The organism is Streptoalloteichus hindustanus, from assembly GCF_900129375.1.
In the GTDB taxonomy this organism is placed as follows: domain Bacteria; phylum Actinomycetota; class Actinomycetes; order Mycobacteriales; family Pseudonocardiaceae; genus Streptoalloteichus; species Streptoalloteichus hindustanus.
On sequence record NZ_FQVN01000006.1, the window covers coordinates 368500 to 383758 of the forward strand.

The window sequence follows — 15259 nt, forward strand, 5'->3', positions numbered from 1 at the left end:
ACCCGATGACCGTCGACCTGGGCATGCCCGCCACCCCGCCGCCGGTGCTCGCCGAGCGGCGCAAGACCCGCCAGCTCATGGTGGGGTCGGTCGGGGTCGGCAGCGAGTTCCCCGTCTCGGTCCAGTCGATGACCACCACGGTCACCGCCGACATCAACGCGACGCTCCAGCAGATCGCGGAGCTGACGGCGTCCGGCTGCGACATCGTCCGCGTGGCCTGCCCGTCGCAGGACGACGCCGACGCGCTGGCCGCGATCGCCCGCAAGTCCCAGATCCCGGTGATCGCGGACATCCACTTCCAGCCGAAGTACGTCTTCGCCGCCATCGAGGCCGGTTGCGCGGCGGTCCGGGTCAACCCCGGCAACATCAAGAAGTTCGACGACAAGGTCAGGGAGATCGCCCAGGCGGCCCGCGACCACGGCACGCCGATCCGGATCGGCGTCAACGCCGGGTCGCTGGACCCCCGGCTGCTGGCCAAGTACGGCAAGCCCACCCCGGAGGCGCTGGTCGAGTCGGCGCTGTGGGAGGCGAGCCTGTTCGCCGAGCACGACTTCCACGACATCAAGATCTCGGTCAAGCACCACGACCCGGTCGTGATGGTGCGGGCCTACGAGATGCTGGCCGAGCAGTGCGACTACCCGCTGCACCTCGGGGTGACCGAGGCCGGCCCGGCGTTCCAGGGCACGATCAAGTCGTCGGTGGCCTTCGGCGCGCTGCTCGCCAAGGGGATCGGCGACACCATCCGCGTCTCGCTGTCGGCGCCTCCGGTCGAGGAGGTCAAGGTCGGCATCCAGATCCTGCAGTCGCTCAACCTGCGGCCCCGCAAGCTGGAGATCGTCTCCTGCCCGTCCTGCGGCCGGGCCCAGGTGGACGTCTACAAGCTGGCCGAGGAGGTCACCGCCGGCCTGGAGGGCATGGAGATCCCGCTGCGGGTCGCGGTGATGGGCTGCGTGGTGAACGGGCCGGGCGAGGCGCGGGAGGCCGACCTGGGCGTGGCCTCCGGCAACGGCAAGGGCCAGATCTTCGTCAAGGGCCAGGTCGTCAAGACCGTGCCCGAGTCCAAGATCGTCGAGACGCTCATCGAAGAGGCGATGCGGATCGCCGAGGAGATGACCGAGTCGGGTGAGTTGGCGGCCGGCGTCGGTCAGCCGGTTGTCACCGTTTCCTGACTTCTGTACTCCACACGAGTGCTCTGAACCGCTCCGGTCGGGGGTCACCGTACGCATATCGGGGGTGACGTCTGGCAGGCTTGGAGCGTGCTGAAGCTCGCCGGTGCCCGGCTGCTCGACGACCGGGACGCCCGTCAGGTCTGCTCGGTGCTGCGGGCCGACCCGGTCGCCTCGTGCATGGTGTCCTCCCGCGTCGAGGTGGCCGGGGTCGACTCGTGGCGACTGGGCGGCGAGCTGTGGGGCTACGGCAGCCGACTCGACGGGCTGTGCTTCTCCGGGGCCAACCTGGTGCCGCTCCGGGGCGGGCGGGCCGCGCTGCGCGCCTTCGCCGACCGGGCGCTGCGCCGGGGGCGATGTTGCTCGTCCCTGGTCGGCCCGGCCGAGCAGGTGCTGGGCCTGTGGCAGGAGCTGGAACCGGAGTGGGGCCCGGCCCGTGAGGTGCGCGCCGAGCAGCCGCTGCTGGCCATGTCCGGCACGCCCAGGGTGACCCCCGACCCGCTGGTCCGCCCGGTCCGCCCGGACGAGCTGGACCGGTACCTCCCGGCGGCGGTGGCCATGTTCATCGAGGAGGTCGGCATCGACCCCCGGCTGGACGACGGCGGCGCCTGCTACCGGGCCCGGGTCGCCGAACTGGTCTCCGCCGGGCGGGCGTTCGCCCGGTTCGAGGGTGGCGAGGTCGTCTTCAAGGCCGAGATCGGTGCCCTGTCCACCCGGGTCGGGCAGATCCAGGGCGTGTGGGTGCACCCGGACCGCCGGGGCAACGGCCTGGGCGCCACCGGCACCGCCGCGGTTGTCGACCGCCTGGTGCGGGGCCTCGGCCGGATCGCCAGCCTGTACGTGAACGGCTACAACCTGCCGGCCCGCACGGTGTACCAGCGGGTCGGGTTCCAGCAGGTCGGCAGCTACGCGACCGTGCTCTTCTGACTCTGCTCTTCTGTCTCTGCTGCTCCGACTCCGCGGTGCTGTCTCTGCTGACTGTCTCCGCTGTGCTGACCCTGCTGCGCCGGCCGCCTCTGGTCGCGGGCTGACGTGGTCGCCGGCGTCGGCGGTGCTGCCCCACCGATCACCCACACGTGGGGTCCTGTGGAGTCCCCGGCCCCTGCGCTTCGCGGGGTGCGCGCACTGCCCGTTCTGTGGGGCGCCCACTTCAGCGCTGCGTGCGGCACCCACGCCGGTGTTCCGGGGACAGCCCGTGCCCGGGGGATCTTGTCGGACGTCCTGTGCGAACCCGGGCATACTGCGGCGGTGCACGCAAGACCCGCTCGACGCAGGATCGGTGCGATCGGCACGGTGGTCGTCCTCGGGCTGTTGTCCGTCGCGGGCTGCGCGTGGTTCGGCTCCGAGTCCACCCCGGACGCCGTGGTTCGCGCCTTCTACGACGCGCTGGCCGCCGGCGACACCGACCGGGCCGGCCAGGGCACCGACGACGGGCCGGCGGCCAGGGACGTGCTGGACCGGGTCCGGGGGGCGCTCGGCCCCGCCGGCCTCGCCCACCGGGTGGAGCAGGTCCGTTCCTCGTCCACGGCCGCCGACGTCGCGGAGGCGACCGTCGCGTTGACCTGGGACCTCGGGAAGAACCGCAAGTGGTCCTACCAGAGCACCGTGGAGCTGCGGCGACACCGCGACACCTGGCAGGTGCACTGGACGCCCTCGGTCGTGCACCCGAAGCTCGCCGCGCAGCAGTCGCTCGCGTTGCGGGAGCTGCGTCCGGACCCGGCGCCCGTGCTGGACCGGGACGGCGCGCCGCTGCTGTCGCCGCAGAAGGTCATCTCGGTCCTGTTGGACCGCGGGGCCGCCGGGGACCTCGGGGCGGTGGCCGGCGGGCTGGCCGCGGCCCTGCAGCAGTTCGACTCCTCGATCACCCAGCAGTCCATCGTCGACGGCGCGAGCCGGGCCGGCGCCGGCGAGCCCTACGCCGTGGCGAGCCTGCGCGAGACCGACTACCAGCAGGTGAAACCCCGGATCTACGAGCTGCCGGGGGTGCGGTTCACCACCGAGACCCGGTTGCTCGCCCCGGACCGCGGCTTCGCCTCGCAGGTGCTGCCCGCCGTCCGCCGCACCGTGGAGGAGCAGGTCGCCGGCCGCGCCGGGTGGCGGATCGTGTCGCTCAACGCCGCGGGGGCCGAGGCCGAGACGCTGCACGAGCACCAGCCCGAGCTGGCCGCCGCCGTGTCCACCGGGCTCAGCCGCGCCGTGCAGTCCGCCGCCGAGGACGCCGTGGAGACGGTGCCCCAGCAGGCGATGGTCGTGGCCATCCAGCCCTCGACCGGGGACGTGCTGGCGGTGGCGCAGAACACCGCGGCGGACCAGGCGGGCGCGCTCCCGCTCAGCGGTCGCTACCCGCCCGGCTCGACCTTCAAGATCGTCACGGCCGCGGCCGCGCTGCAGGCCGGCACGGCCGGCGACGCCCCGCTGCCCTGTCCCGGCTCGTGGATCGTCGACGGCTACCGGATTCCCAACAACGGCGGCTTCGACCTCGGCGCGGTGCCGTTGACCAGGGCGTTCGCCCGGTCCTGCAACACCACGTTCGCCCAGCTCGCCACGAACCTGCCGGCCGACGCGCTGACCAGGGCGGCGCGCCAGCTCGGGCTCGGCGTGGACTTCGAGCTGCCCGGGGTCACCACGGTCACCGGCGCGGCGCCGGCCACACCCGACGCCAAAGAGCGGGCCGCCGCCGGTTTCGGCCAGGGCAAGGTGGTCGCCAGCCCGTTCGGGATGGCGCTGGTGGCGGCGTCGGTGGCACGCGGCTCGATGCCCACCCCCGTCCTGCTCAGGGGCGTGGAGACCAAGGTCGACACGCGGCCGGACGCGCCGCCGCCGGCGGTGCTGGAGGCGGTGCGGGCGATGATGCGCGCCGTCGTGACCGAGGGCACGGGCATGCGGCTGGCGTCCGTGCCCGAGGTCCACGGCAAGACCGGGACCGCCGAGGTCGGTGACGGCACGCGGTCGCACGGCTGGTTCGTCGGCTACCGGGGGGACCTGGCCTTCGCCACCCTGGTGGTGGACGCCGGCGATTCCACCCCGGCCCTGGACGTCACGGCGAAGTTCCTGTCCTCCACCGGGTGAAACAACCCGATTGTGGAGTGATGATCGTTGGTCCTGCCGCTAGCGTCGTAGCAGGTTGTAGCACATGGAGTTGAGGACAGTGGAAACCATCGGTGTGCGAGAACTTCGGCAGAACGCCAGCGCGTATCTGCGGCGGGTGGCGGCGGGGGAGAGCTTCACGGTCACCGACAGGGGCCATCCGGTCGCCCTCCTCCGACCCGTGGGTCCGGAGTCGTCGCTACGGGAGCAGCTGATCGCCAACGGTGAGCTGATCCCGGGTCGCGGCGGACGCTTCCCGGAGCCTCTTCCCCCACTTCCCGGTGTGAGCGCCTCGGAGGAGTTGCAGCGGCTGCGGGACGAGGAGCGCTGGTGATCTACTTCGACTCCTCGGCCCTGGTGAAGCTGGTGCGGCAGGAGGCGGAGACGCCCGCGCTCGCGCGGTGGGTGGACGAGCTGACTGATCAGCAACGCGTCACCAGCTCGCTGGCGCGGGTCGAGGTGGTCCGTGCGGTCCGGGGGCAGGGAGACGACGCCCTTCGCCAGGCGGGGGCCGTCCTGGTGGAGATCGACCAGTTGCCGATGACCTTCGACGTGCTCGACGCGGCTGGCGCCCTGCCGCTCCCCCTGCGCTCCCCGGACGCCATTCACCTGGCGACCGCGATCCGGCTCCGGGCGAGCCTGACCGCGTTCGTGACCTACGACAAGAGGTTGCTCGCCGCCGCGGAGGAGGTTGGCCTGCCCGTCGCCTGCCCGGGCGCCCCGTAAGGTGGGGGCCATGTCCGTGAGAGCACCGCTCGCGCCGGGCCGGCAGTCACCGCGCCGTCCGGTTCCGGCCACCATCGAGCGCCCCGAGTACGTGGACCGGCCGGCGCCGGCCAGGAACACGGACCCGTGGGTGCAGCCGCCCGAGGTGATCGAGGCCATGCGCGTCGCCGGCAAGATCGCCGCGCAGGCCCTCCAGGAGGCCGGCAGGGCGGTGCGCCCCGGCGTGACCACGGACGAGATCGACAAGGTGGCGCACGAGTTCCTGTGCGACCACGGCGCCTACCCCTCGACACTGGGCTACCGGGGCTTCCCCAAGTCGTGCTGCACCTCGCTGAACGAGGTCATCTGCCACGGCATCCCGGACTCGACGGTGGTCGAGGACGGCGACATCGTCAACATCGACGTCACCGCCTACATCGGCGGCGTGCACGGCGACACCAACGCGACCTTCCTCGCCGGCGAGGTGTCCGAGGAGGCGCGGCTGCTGGTCGAGCGCACGCACGAGGCGACCATGCGGGCGATCAGGGCGGTGCGCCCCGGTCGTCAGCTCAACGTCGTCGGCCGGGTGATCGAGTCCTACGCGCGGCGCTTCGGCTACGGCGTGGTGCGCGACTTCACCGGGCACGGCATCGGCCGCTCGTTCCACAGCGGGCTCGTGGTGCTGCACTACGACGAGCCGAGCGTGGACACGCCGCTGGAGCCCGGCATGACGTTCACGATCGAGCCGATGATCACGCTCGGTGGGATCGACTACGACATGTGGGACGACGGCTGGACCGTCACCACGCGGGACAAGAAGTGGACCGCCCAGTTCGAGCACACCGTGGTGGTCACCGACGACGGGGCGGAGATCCTCACCCTGCCGTGAGCTCGTCGAGCAGCGCGAGCAGCGCGTCGGCCACCGGGTTCGGCTCGGTGGCCGGTGCCAGGTGGTGGGCGGGCGCATGCCGCACCGGCCACCCCCAGCGACGGGCGGCTTCGGCCTCCTGCCCGTAGGGCGTCCGGCTGAGCAGCAGGTAGCCGACCCGGCCGGGCCAGGACACGTCCGGGCGGGGCTCGTCCAGGAACGCGGCGGGCACCCGGACCTGCTCCCGCGCGATCCGCTCGCGCAGCGCCGGGTCGTCCACCAGCTCGGGCAGCGGGTCCGGCTGGAACCAGTCGCTCCACGGCGGCAGGCGGTCGTCGACGACGAACCGCCGGAGGAAGGCGTCCAGCTCCGGGGCCGCCTCGTGGAACGAGCGGCCGGGCGTGGGCAGGGTGGAGTCCAGCAGCACCAGGGCGAGGACCTGCCGGTCGAGGGCGTCGGCCAGGCCGGGCAGCAGGGGGCCGGCCCCGCTGTGGCCCACCAGCACCAGCGGGCCCTGCGCCGCGTTCGAGCCGACGACCTCGGCGAACACCTCGGCCAGCCGCCGGTGGATCGCGCCGTCGGCGGCGCCGGCCGGCGGCGGGGCCAGCGCGGGCCGCAGGTCCGGCACCAGGGCGGGCCGGCCCCGGCGCAGCACCGCGGCGGCCAGCGGGCGCAGGCTGCTCGGCCCGAGGAACGGGCTGTGCACCAGGACGGTCGTCGGGGACTGCGGCATGCCCCGGATGATGTCACCCGACGCGGGTGGGGGAGTGGAGGGGAAGCCGTGGGCGGAGCGTTGCTGGTCGCCGGGACCACCTCGGACGCGGGCAAGAGCGTGCTGGTGGCGGGGCTGTGCCGGTGGCTGGCGCGGCGCGGGCTGCGGGTGGCGCCGTTCAAGGCGCAGAACATGTCGAACAACTCGGTCGTCACGCCCGACGGCGGCGAGATCGGCAGGGCGCAGGCGCTCCAGGCGGCCGCCGCCGGCCTGGAGCCGAGCGTGCGGTTCAACCCGGTGCTGCTCAAGCCCGGCGGCGACCGCAGCTCCCAGGTCGTCGTGCTGGGCAGGGCCATCGGCGAGGTGACCGCGTTGTCCTACAGGCAGCGCAAGGCCGAGCTGGCCCGCACCGTGCACGAGACCCTCGACGGGTTGCGGCGCGACTTCGACGCGGTGGTGTGCGAGGGCGCGGGCTCCCCGACCGAGATCAACCTGCGGGCCAACGACATCGCGAACATGGGGCTGGCGCGCGCGGCCGGGATGCCGGTGCTGGTCGTGGGCGACATCGACCGGGGCGGCGTGTTCGCGCACCTGTTCGGCACGCTGGCCCTGCTCGACCCGGCCGACCAGGCGCTGGTCGCCGGGTTCGTGATCAACAAGTTCCGGGGCGACCCGGCCCTGCTCGAACCCGGGCTGCGGCAGCTCCGCGCGTTGACCGGCCGGCCCGTGCACGGGGTGCTGCCCTGGCGCGAGGAGCTGTGGCTGGACGCCGAGGACTCGCTGTCCTACGCGGCGGACGGGGTGGTGGGTCGGCCCAGGCCGCCGCGGGGGCGGCAGTGGCTCCGGGTGGCTGTGATCCGGTTGCCGCGCATCTCCAACGCGACCGATGTGGAGGCGCTGGCCGCCGAGCCCGGCGTCGCCGTGCGCTTCGCCACCGAGCCCTCCCGACTGGCCGACGCCGACCTGGTCGTGGTGCCCGGGTCGAAGGCCACCGTGTCGGACCTGGACTGGTTGCGGCGCACCGGCCTCGCCGAGGCGGTGCGGGCGCACGCGGCGCGGGGCCTGCCCGTGCTGGGCATCTGCGGTGGCTTCCAGATGCTGTCCCGCCGCATCGACGACCCGGTGGAGTCGGCGGCCGGGGAGGTGCCCGGGTTGGGGCTGCTCGACGTTGACATCGCCTTCGCGCCGGACAAGACGCTGGCGCGGCCGACGGGTGCGGCGTTCGGTCACGCGGTCGCGGGCTACGAGATCCACCACGGCCAGGTCGTGCGTCGGGGTGATCGGCTGGTCCCGTTGGTGGAGTTGCCCGGCAGTGCGCCGGAGGGCGTGGTGTCGGGTGGTGTCGCTGGCACGCACTGGCACGGGCTGTTCGAGAACGACGACTTCCGTCGGGCGTTCCTGCGCTGGGCGGCGGAGCGCGCCGGGCGCGACGGCTTCGTGCCCGCGCCGGACGTCGCCTTCGCGGCGGCGCGCGCCGCCCAGCTCGACCTGCTCGGTGACCTCGTCGAGCAGCACCTCGACACCGACGCGGTGCTGCGACTGCTCGACGAGGGCGCCCCGGCGGGGCTCCCCGCGCTGCCGCCCGGCGCTCCGCCGCTGGAGCCCTAGGAACGGCTCGTACCCCGGAACCCGTCCCCGCCGCACAGACAGCCGTCAAATCCGTCACACGTGCCCGCAGATTCGGCTACCCCAGGGCGTCGATTCGTCCAAAACGGTGTTATTCGGGGGAACCCCTAATTTCATGGTGGCGGGTGGTGCGAGGCGGGGCAAGTCCCCAGTTCGTGCTGTCCATTGTGGATCCTCGGCTCTGGGGGTGCGGCGGAGGCGGACCCCGGGCGAGGTCAGTCGCCTCACGCTCGGTCAGTTGCCTGCGACTCGTGAACGTCGACCACGAAGGTGGGCTTCTGGTCGCTCAGGTACTCCAGCGCCTTCAGACCTGTTCGGCCGTGGACGAAGTCCAACATGAACGACGTCATCGATCCCTCATAGTGCCAGTAGCCGTCCAGTGCGCACTCGGCCACGACGACCGTCCACTTCTCCGGGTCACTGCCGTGCATGAGCCAGAAGAACGCGAAGTCCGTTCCGATGAGCGCCCAGGGAAGCAGACCTCCCTTGCTGGGATGGAAGCGGTACGGGAAGCCGGGGTTGATCTCGTCTATGTCCGGGAATTCGTCCAGCACCCACGAGTTGCCGCCCGAAAACCCCCGTGAAGACGGGGGGTGGATCTCCAGGAAGTCGTTGAAAAGCCCCGCCGGAAAGCGTTCCGCGAACTCCTTGTAGTCGGAGGGGAACCGGCAACCGCAGGCTCGCTCGACGGAGGGCCAGTCGAGCTGGCGGCCAACACCATCCCAGCCAACTGCGCGGGCGATTTCGTCAACAACCGTCTTCCTGCGAGGTGACTCCTTGTGTGGGCGCTGGACGTGACTTGGACGCAGGTTCGCTCCTGGCTGCCGACGAACAGTTGGTCAGGAGACGGTTCCGGACCTTACGGTCGTCCCCCGACACCGACGACCAACCGTGACTCTGACCGCGCCGCACCAACTCCTTCGGTTCGGCTCCAGTCTGCGAGGGGGGTCGGGCTCCTGCCCTCTCACTTCCCCGTTTTCTGTTCGCGGTCCGCGCTGGTGCCGCGCATGGTGTCGAGCAGGGCGCGGGCGAGATGTTCGCCCTCGGGGCCGAGGGCTTCGCGGTAGCGCGCGATCACGCGCTCCTCGCGACCGGGGTCGACGCGGCCGCCGCCGGTCTCGATCCGGCGCTGCTGGATCCTGCGGGAGACGTCCCGCCGCTCCCGCAGGAGCTGGGCGATCTCCGCGTCGAGGTGGTCGATGTGGTGGCGGTGCTCGCTGATCTCGGCGTCGGCGGACGGTCGCTGGCGGGCCGGCGCCGAAGTGCTGAGCGGGGCGGTGGTGGCGGACTCCCGGGGTGGCGCGCAGGCGGGGATCACGGCTAACGCGAGCGCGGTGAAGACGAGCGCGACGAGGCGGGACGGAAGGCGCATGGGCGCGTCTCCTCTCGGAGTGGGGTGGGCCTCCCCGGGAGTGTCGGTCGCGGGGAGGCCCACCTCCAGTCCGGCCTGGCGATCAGCTCCGCTCGGGCTGGCCGAGGCGGCGCAGCATCTCCTCCAGGAACCCGCCGGCCTCGACCGCGGCCCGCTCGGGGTCCTGGTCGCGCACGGCGTCGAGCAGCGCCGTGTGCGAGATCTGCTCCTCGGAGTGGGCGCGGAGGTCGAAGGTCGTGACCACGCTGGCCCGGACCGCCTCGGTGAAGCCCCGGTAGAGCTCGGTCAGCACCGGGTTGTGCGCGCTCTCGACCAGCAGCAGGTGGAACGCGGTGTCGGTCTCGGCGACGCGCTCGCCGTCGCCCTCGTCGGTGGCGGCGTCGCGCTCGGCGAGCGACTCCTCCAGCTGGCGCAGGTCCTCCTCGGTCCGGCGGGTGGCGGCGAGCCGGGCGCCCTCGACCTCCAGCGCGCGACGCACCTCCAGCACCTCGCGCAGCTCGGAGCCGCAGAGCCGGCGGACGGCGCCCGACAGCTCGCTGGTGGCCCGGACGAAGGTGCCGTCGCCCTGGCGCACCTCCAGCAGTCCGGCGTGGGCCAGCGCACGCACCGCCTCCCGCACGGTGTTGCGTCCCACGCCGAGGGCCGAGACCAGCTCCGGTTCCGGCGGGATGCGTTGCCCGACCGGCCATTCGCCGCTGGTGACCAGCTCCCGCATCTGCTCGATCACCTGCTCGACGAGGCCGGCTCGCCGGGTTGTGGCCAACGGCACCGTCTCATCCTTTCATCCAAACATCCTATGTTTGCCACACTAGGCGGCGTGACCGTCGAACCACAGGTGCAGCCCGACATCCGTCAGAAGGACAACCCTGCCATTCCGGGCGCGGGCGTGGCAGAGGTGTCGGCGGAAAGTCGGCCGGCGGCGCGTCCCACTGCGGGCGCCGTGGCCGCCGCGGGCGGCGCGCTGCTCGTCGCCGGCGTCGTGCTGGCGGCGGCGAACCTGCGCCCGACGGTCACCAGCCTGGCCGCGGTGCTCTCCGAGGTCACCTCGGCGCTCGCCCTGTCCGACACCTGGGTCAGCGTCGTGACCGCGGTCCCCACGCTGTGCTTCGGGCTGGCCGCGATGGTCACGCCGTGGCTGGCCAGACGGCTCGGCGCCCGGGGCGCCATCGGGCTGGCCCTCGCCCTGCTGACGGTCGGTCTCGCGGTGCGCGTGCTGGGCGGCCCGTCGGTGCTGATGCTCGGCACGTTCGTCGCCAGCTCGGCGATCGCGGTCGGCAACGTGCTGATCCCGGTGGTGGTCAAGGAGTCCTTCCCCGACCGGATCGGGCCGGTGACCGGCGCCTACAGCGCCTCGCTGACCGCCGGTGGCGCGGCCGCGGCCGCGTTCACCGTGCCGCTGGACCACGCCTTCGGCGGCTGGCGCGGGGCCGTGGGCGTGTGGGCCCTGCTGGCGCTGGCCGCGTTGCTGGTGTGGCTGCCGTCGCTGCGTGCGGCGCGTCGCCGCGCCAGCGCCGCCCCGAAGGCCGCTCCCGCTCCCGCGAGGCGCTCGCTGCTGCGCAGCCCGCTCGCGTGGGTGATCACCGTGTTCTTCGGTCTGCAGTCGTTGGTCGCCTACACCGTGATGGGCTGGCTGCCGAACATCCTGCGCGACGTCGCCGGCGTCGACGCCGCGACCGCGGGCGTCCTGCTGGCCGTGGTGATGGTCATCGGCGTGCCGATCAGCTTCTTCGCGCCGACGCTGGCCGCCCGCTACCGGTCCCAGTCCGCGATGGCCGTCGCGATGGTGCTGTCCGGGCTGGCCGGCTTCCTCGGCCTGCTGCTGGCCCCCACCTTCGCGCCCGGCCTGTGGATCCTGCTGATCGGCGTGGGCCTGGGCATCTTCCCGCTGGCGCTGACGCTGATCAGTCTGCGGGCCCGCACCGGGCCGGACACGGCGGCGCTGTCCGCGATGGCGCAGAGCTTCGGCTACCTGATCTCGGCGACCGGCCCGTTCCTGGTCGGCAAGCTGCACGGCGTCACCGGGGGCTGGACGGCTTCGCTCGCGCTGCTGGTCGGCGTGCTGGTGGTGCAGATCGTGCTCGGCTGGCTCGCCGGCCGGCCCCGCCACGTCTGAGGCACACCGACGCGACGTTCGAGACGCATTCGACACGACGTCTGGGGCACGCCTGACACGACGTCCGCGCTCGTCCGGCGCGACCGCCGGCCCGGTGGGGATCTCCCCGCCGGGCCGGCGGCGTTTCGCGTCCGGCCGCCCGGTTGAGCGGTGGGCCAGTCGACCGACGGGTCAGTTGAGCGGCAGGTTGAGCAGCGCGTTCTCCACCAGCTCCGGCATGGCCGGGTGGATCCAGTACTGGCCGCGGGCCATGGTGCTGGCGTCCAGGCCGAAGTGCATCGCCTGCACCAGCGGCTGGATCAGCGTCGGCGCCTGCGGGCCGATGATGTGCGCGCCGAGCAGCCGGCCGTCGGCCGGGTCGGCGAGCAGCTTGCAGAAGCCGGTGGTGTCCTCCATCGCCCAGCCGTAGGCGATGCCGGCGTACTCGTGGGTGGCGGTCACGTACCGCACGCCCCGCGCCCGTGCCTGCTGCTCGGTCAGGCCGACCGAGGCGACCTGCGGCGAGGAGAACACCGCGTGCGGGACGAACCGGTGGTCGGTGCTCACCGGGGCGTTCGGGTGCAGGAGGTTGTGCTGCACGACCCTGGCCTCGTGGTTGGCCACGTGCTTGAGCTGGTACGGCGAGCTGAGGTCGCCCAGCGCGTAGATCCCGTCCACCTCGGTGCGCTGGTGGCAGTCGACCACCACGCGCCCGTCCGGGTGGGTGCCGACGCCGGTCGCGGCCAGGTTCAGCAGGTCGGAGTTGGGCCGGCGGCCGACCGCGACGAGCAGCGCCTCGCCCTCGACCACCTCGGCGCCCGCGGGCCCCTCCAGGTGCAGCCGGGTGACGTCGCCGTGCCGCTCGGCCCGCACGGCCTTGCGGTTGCGCCGCACGTCCCAGCGCCGCTCGGCGAGCTCGGTGAAGCGGGCGGCGACCTCCTCGTCCTCGCCGCGCAGCAGGACGTCGGAGCGGGCCACGAGCGTGACGTCCACCCCGAACGAGCTGAAGACGTGGGCGAACTCGGTGGCCACGAACCCGCTGCCGAGGATCACCATCCGCGGCGGCAGCTCCGCGAGCCGCATCACGTCCTCGTTGGTGTGGTAGCCGACCCGCTCGATGCCGTCCACGTCCGGCACGACCGGCCGCCCGCCGGCGGCCAGCACGAACCGGTCGGCGGTGAACACCTGCTCGCCCTCGGCGGTGGTCACGGCGAACCGCTTGGGGCCGACGAACCGGCCCAGGCCCTCGTAGACGGTGACGTTGGGGCAGTCCTCGGCGCGGTACCGCCGGCCGCCCTCGGCGATCGGGTCGATCCGCCCGAAGATCCGGTCGCGCACCTCGGGCCAGCGCACCCCGCGCAGCTCGGCGTCCACGCCGAGCCGGGCGCCGGCGGCGGGCGCGGCGGCCAGGTCGGCGGTGTGCACGTACATCTTCGTGGGGATGCAGCCCACGTTGACGCAGGTGCCGCCGAACACGCCCTTCTCGACGATCGCCACGTCCCAGTCGTCGAACCTCGGGTCGAGGATCGAGTTGCCGGAGCCGGTCCCAATGATCACCAGGTCGAAGTGCCGCACGTGCCCATCCTGTCCTCTCAGGGTTGTCCTCCACGGCAACCAGGCGGACGCCACGCCGATTCCTGCGGGTCGCGGTGGCGTGCCCCGCACGGCGGAGGGCGCCGCCCACGTCGGTGGACGGCGCCCTCCTGGCGATCGCTCAGTTCTGGTAGGTCGGCGTGACGACCGCCCTGGCCAGGGTGTGGAAGGCCAGGTTGAAGCTGACCACGGCCGGCGTGGCCGACTCGTCGACGTCCAGCTTGTCCACGTCCACCGCGTGCACAACGAAGTAGTAGCGGTGCGCGCGGTCGCCCTCGGGCGGGGCGGCGCCGCCGAAGCCGGCGTACCCGTAGTCGTTGCGCACGTGGAACGCGCCGGCCGGCAGGTTGGCGCCGTCCCTGGCACCGGCGTCGGCCGCCAGCTCGGTCACCGAGGCCGGGATGTTCACCGCGACCCAGTGCCAGAACCCGCTCGGCGTCGGCGCGTCCGGGTCGAAGCAGGTGACGACGAAGCTCCTGGTGCCCTCCGGGAAGCCGCTCCACGCCAGCGCCGGCGAGGTGTTGCCGCCGGAGAACGCGTGCCGGTCCGACATCGGCTCGCCGTCGCGCACGTCCGGGCTGGTCACGGTGAACGAGCCGACCTGGGGCAGCAGCTCGTAGGGGTCGGGGGCGACAGGGCGTTCGAGGCTCATCGGCGTTCCTCCGCGAGGGTGTCTTGCGGGACACCCGCAGCGGGCCGGTGGTCGTGGGCGCGGACGGGGTGGGACTGCCCACGGACCCCACGAACACCGCCCGTGTCGGGGTGATCGTTCGTCGGGGCCAGCGTAGTGGCGGCGCCGACCGCGCGTGCGTCCGCCACGTGCAGCCCGGCGAGCGCGCAGGCCAGGCCGCGGTGCCCCCGTCGCCAGGCCACGACGAGGCTGACCGCGCCGAGCAGGAACGCGGACAGCCCGGCCCACGCCGACCCGAGGAGGGTGAGGCCGCCGAGCACCGAGAACCCGCCGATGCCGCCGGCCCAGCGGACGATGCGGCGGCCGACGCCGGGCCGCCCGCCGTCCGCGGTCGTCGACCGGATCCGCACGACGCGCTCGCCGAGCGTGGCGTCCCCGGCGAGCACGAAGGCCAACTGGGCCAGCGCCGGGACCCCGTACATCAGCGTGGCCAGCATCAGTGGCCACAGTGGACCCTCGACGTCGCCGTTTCCGTTGGCCCAGAAGGCCATGCTCGTGACCACCACGAGAGTCGAGCCCGTGAGGCCCACGGCGAACAGGTCGCAGAGCATGCCGAGCAGACGTCGGGCCCTGGTGACCGGGCGCGGCGCGCCGGCCGGGGCGTCGACCCGCTGGCCGGGCACCAGGCGCAGCACCGGGGCGATCAACGCCCCGAGCAGCGCGCCCGCGGTGTTGGCCAGCAGGTCGTCGACGTCGAACAGCCGGTACGGGCACGGGTAGAGGAACCAGACGCCGGTGACCTGGGTCAGCTCGATCAGCAGCGACGCGCCGAAGCCGACCAGGGTGGTGACCGCGACGCTCCTGCCGAACAGGTGGCGGACGAACATCCCGGTCGGCACGAGGAGGGCCACGTTGAACGCCACCTGCTGGAACGCCGGGTTCCGCAGCAGCGCGCCGACGCCGGCGCCGACCCGCTCGTGCCGGATGTCGGCGAGGAACGCCAGCGGGCGGAGCTGGGTGTGGACCCCGCGGCCGGAGCAGAAGTCGGGCGTGATCTCCGGCAGCGGCAGCAGCACGTAGGCGATCACCGCGAGGGCGTGGACCAGCAGGCCGAACGCCAGCACCGCCTGCCCCGGGCCCAGCTCGCCGCGCCGCCGGTACTGGCGCGCCACGTAGGGGACGAACAACAACACCGCCAGCACGAGCCCGGCGAACACCGCCACGACGGCGGGCAGCACGCGGTTGCTCAATATCTCCTCCGATCGGTCCGAGCCGGAGCAGACGCTAAACGACCGATCGAGTGAAGATCACGTCCGTCAGGGCCGGGCCGGAGCCGGGCCGGGGTCGAGCCGGTGGCCGACCCCGGCGGGCACGACGGCGAGTGGGCACGACGGTGAGCGGGCGTGA

Annotated in this window: 15 protein-coding genes; 8 read left to right on the forward strand and 7 right to left on the reverse strand. The window is 73.0% G+C overall.

What is annotated here, in order from left to right; genetic code table 11:
- Positions 1-5: 5 nt before the first annotated feature.
- The 6 genes from ispG to map all read left to right on the forward strand — a co-directional run bounded on the left by ispG (position 6) and on the right by map (position 5847).
- Positions 6-1169, forward strand: a complete 1164-nt coding sequence (gene ispG / locus BUE43_RS20485; protein WP_073485608.1) for a flavodoxin-dependent (E)-4-hydroxy-3-methylbut-2-enyl-diphosphate synthase — start codon at positions 6-8, stop codon at positions 1167-1169.
- Between the two features lie 87 nt (positions 1170-1256).
- The gene (locus BUE43_RS20490) at positions 1257-2093 is read left to right on the forward strand and encodes a GNAT family N-acetyltransferase (protein WP_073485610.1); all 837 of its coding nucleotides are present in this window, start codon (positions 1257-1259) and stop codon (positions 2091-2093) included.
- A 321-nt stretch (positions 2094-2414) separates the two neighbouring features.
- The gene (locus BUE43_RS20495) at positions 2415-4235 is read left to right on the forward strand and encodes a penicillin-binding transpeptidase domain-containing protein (protein WP_234995813.1); all 1821 of its coding nucleotides are present in this window, start codon (positions 2415-2417) and stop codon (positions 4233-4235) included.
- Between the two features lie 64 nt (positions 4236-4299).
- Positions 4300-4587, forward strand: a complete 288-nt coding sequence (locus tag BUE43_RS20500) for a type II toxin-antitoxin system Phd/YefM family antitoxin (RefSeq protein WP_073485615.1) — start codon at positions 4300-4302, stop codon at positions 4585-4587.
- Complete coding sequence (locus BUE43_RS20505) at positions 4584-4979, forward strand: type II toxin-antitoxin system VapC family toxin (RefSeq protein WP_073485618.1); 396 nt, start codon at positions 4584-4586, stop codon at positions 4977-4979. The genes BUE43_RS20500 and BUE43_RS20505 overlap by 4 nt, the downstream gene beginning before the upstream one ends.
- 10 nt (positions 4980-4989) lie before the next feature.
- Positions 4990-5847: a type I methionyl aminopeptidase gene (gene map, locus BUE43_RS20510; protein ID WP_073485620.1), complete on the forward strand. Its 858-nt coding sequence runs from the start codon at positions 4990-4992 to the stop codon at positions 5845-5847.
- On the opposite strand, the gene BUE43_RS20515 is transcribed toward map, so the two are convergent.
- Entirely contained in the window at positions 5834-6559 is a 726-nt protein-coding gene (locus tag BUE43_RS20515) for an alpha/beta hydrolase family protein (protein WP_073485622.1), read from the reverse strand. The genes map and BUE43_RS20515 overlap by 14 nt on opposite strands.
- Positions 6560-6607: 48 nt before the next feature.
- Here BUE43_RS20515 and BUE43_RS20520 point away from each other — a divergent pair, with 48 nt between their 5' ends.
- The gene (locus BUE43_RS20520; protein WP_073485625.1) at positions 6608-8146 is read left to right on the forward strand and encodes a cobyric acid synthase; all 1539 of its coding nucleotides are present in this window, start codon (positions 6608-6610) and stop codon (positions 8144-8146) included.
- Between the two features lie 242 nt (positions 8147-8388).
- Here the strand turns inward: BUE43_RS20520 and BUE43_RS20525 are convergent, their stop codons facing one another.
- The 3 genes from BUE43_RS20525 to BUE43_RS20535 form a co-directional block, all read right to left on the reverse strand.
- Positions 8389-8718: a hypothetical protein gene (locus tag BUE43_RS20525; RefSeq protein ID WP_073485628.1), complete on the reverse strand. Its 330-nt coding sequence runs from the start codon at positions 8716-8718 to the stop codon at positions 8389-8391.
- Between the two features lie 410 nt (positions 8719-9128).
- Complete coding sequence (locus BUE43_RS20530; protein WP_083959871.1) at positions 9129-9536, reverse strand: chorismate mutase; 408 nt, start codon at positions 9534-9536, stop codon at positions 9129-9131.
- 82 nt (positions 9537-9618) lie between these two features.
- Positions 9619-10305 (reverse strand): FadR/GntR family transcriptional regulator, encoded by a 687-nt coding sequence (locus BUE43_RS20535; RefSeq protein ID WP_073485630.1) that lies wholly within the window; start codon positions 10303-10305, stop codon positions 9619-9621.
- A 48-nt stretch (positions 10306-10353) separates the two neighbouring features.
- On the opposite strand from BUE43_RS20535, the gene BUE43_RS20540 reads away from it, so the two are divergent.
- Positions 10354-11649: an MFS transporter gene (locus tag BUE43_RS20540; RefSeq protein WP_234995814.1), complete on the forward strand. Its 1296-nt coding sequence runs from the start codon at positions 10354-10356 to the stop codon at positions 11647-11649.
- A 171-nt stretch (positions 11650-11820) separates the two neighbouring features.
- Here the strand turns inward: BUE43_RS20540 and BUE43_RS20545 are convergent, their stop codons facing one another.
- The 3 genes from BUE43_RS20545 to BUE43_RS20555 all read right to left on the reverse strand — a co-directional run bounded on the left by BUE43_RS20545 (position 11821) and on the right by BUE43_RS20555 (position 15102).
- Positions 11821-13203 (reverse strand): mycothione reductase, encoded by a 1383-nt coding sequence (locus BUE43_RS20545; RefSeq protein WP_073485634.1) that lies wholly within the window; start codon positions 13201-13203, stop codon positions 11821-11823.
- Between the two features lie 139 nt (positions 13204-13342).
- Entirely contained in the window at positions 13343-13873 is a 531-nt protein-coding gene (locus tag BUE43_RS20550; protein ID WP_073485636.1) for a YbhB/YbcL family Raf kinase inhibitor-like protein, read from the reverse strand.
- Positions 13870-15102, reverse strand: a complete 1233-nt coding sequence (locus BUE43_RS20555) for a VanZ family protein (RefSeq protein WP_073485638.1) — start codon at positions 15100-15102, stop codon at positions 13870-13872. Before BUE43_RS20555 ends, BUE43_RS20550 begins: the two co-directional genes overlap by 4 nt.
- Positions 15103-15259 lie beyond the last annotated feature (157 nt).

Excerpts from the sequence above, each read along its gene's own strand:
- ispG (WP_073485608.1), top strand. The coding sequence starts at position 6 with ATGACCGTCGACCTGGGCATGCCCGCCACCCCGCCGCCGGTGCTCGCC.
- BUE43_RS20500 (WP_073485615.1), top strand. The coding sequence starts at position 4,300 with ATGGAGTTGAGGACAGTGGAAACCATCGGTGTGCGAGAACTTCGGCAG.
- map (WP_073485620.1), top strand. The coding sequence starts at position 4,990 with ATGTCCGTGAGAGCACCGCTCGCGCCGGGCCGGCAGTCACCGCGCCGT.
- BUE43_RS20515 (WP_073485622.1), bottom strand. The coding sequence starts at position 6,559 with ATGCCGCAGTCCCCGACGACCGTCCTGGTGCACAGCCCGTTCCTCGGG.
- BUE43_RS20530 (WP_083959871.1), bottom strand. The coding sequence starts at position 9,536 with ATGCGCCTTCCGTCCCGCCTCGTCGCGCTCGTCTTCACCGCGCTCGCG.
- BUE43_RS20550 (WP_073485636.1), bottom strand. The coding sequence starts at position 13,873 with ATGAGCCTCGAACGCCCTGTCGCCCCCGACCCCTACGAGCTGCTGCCC.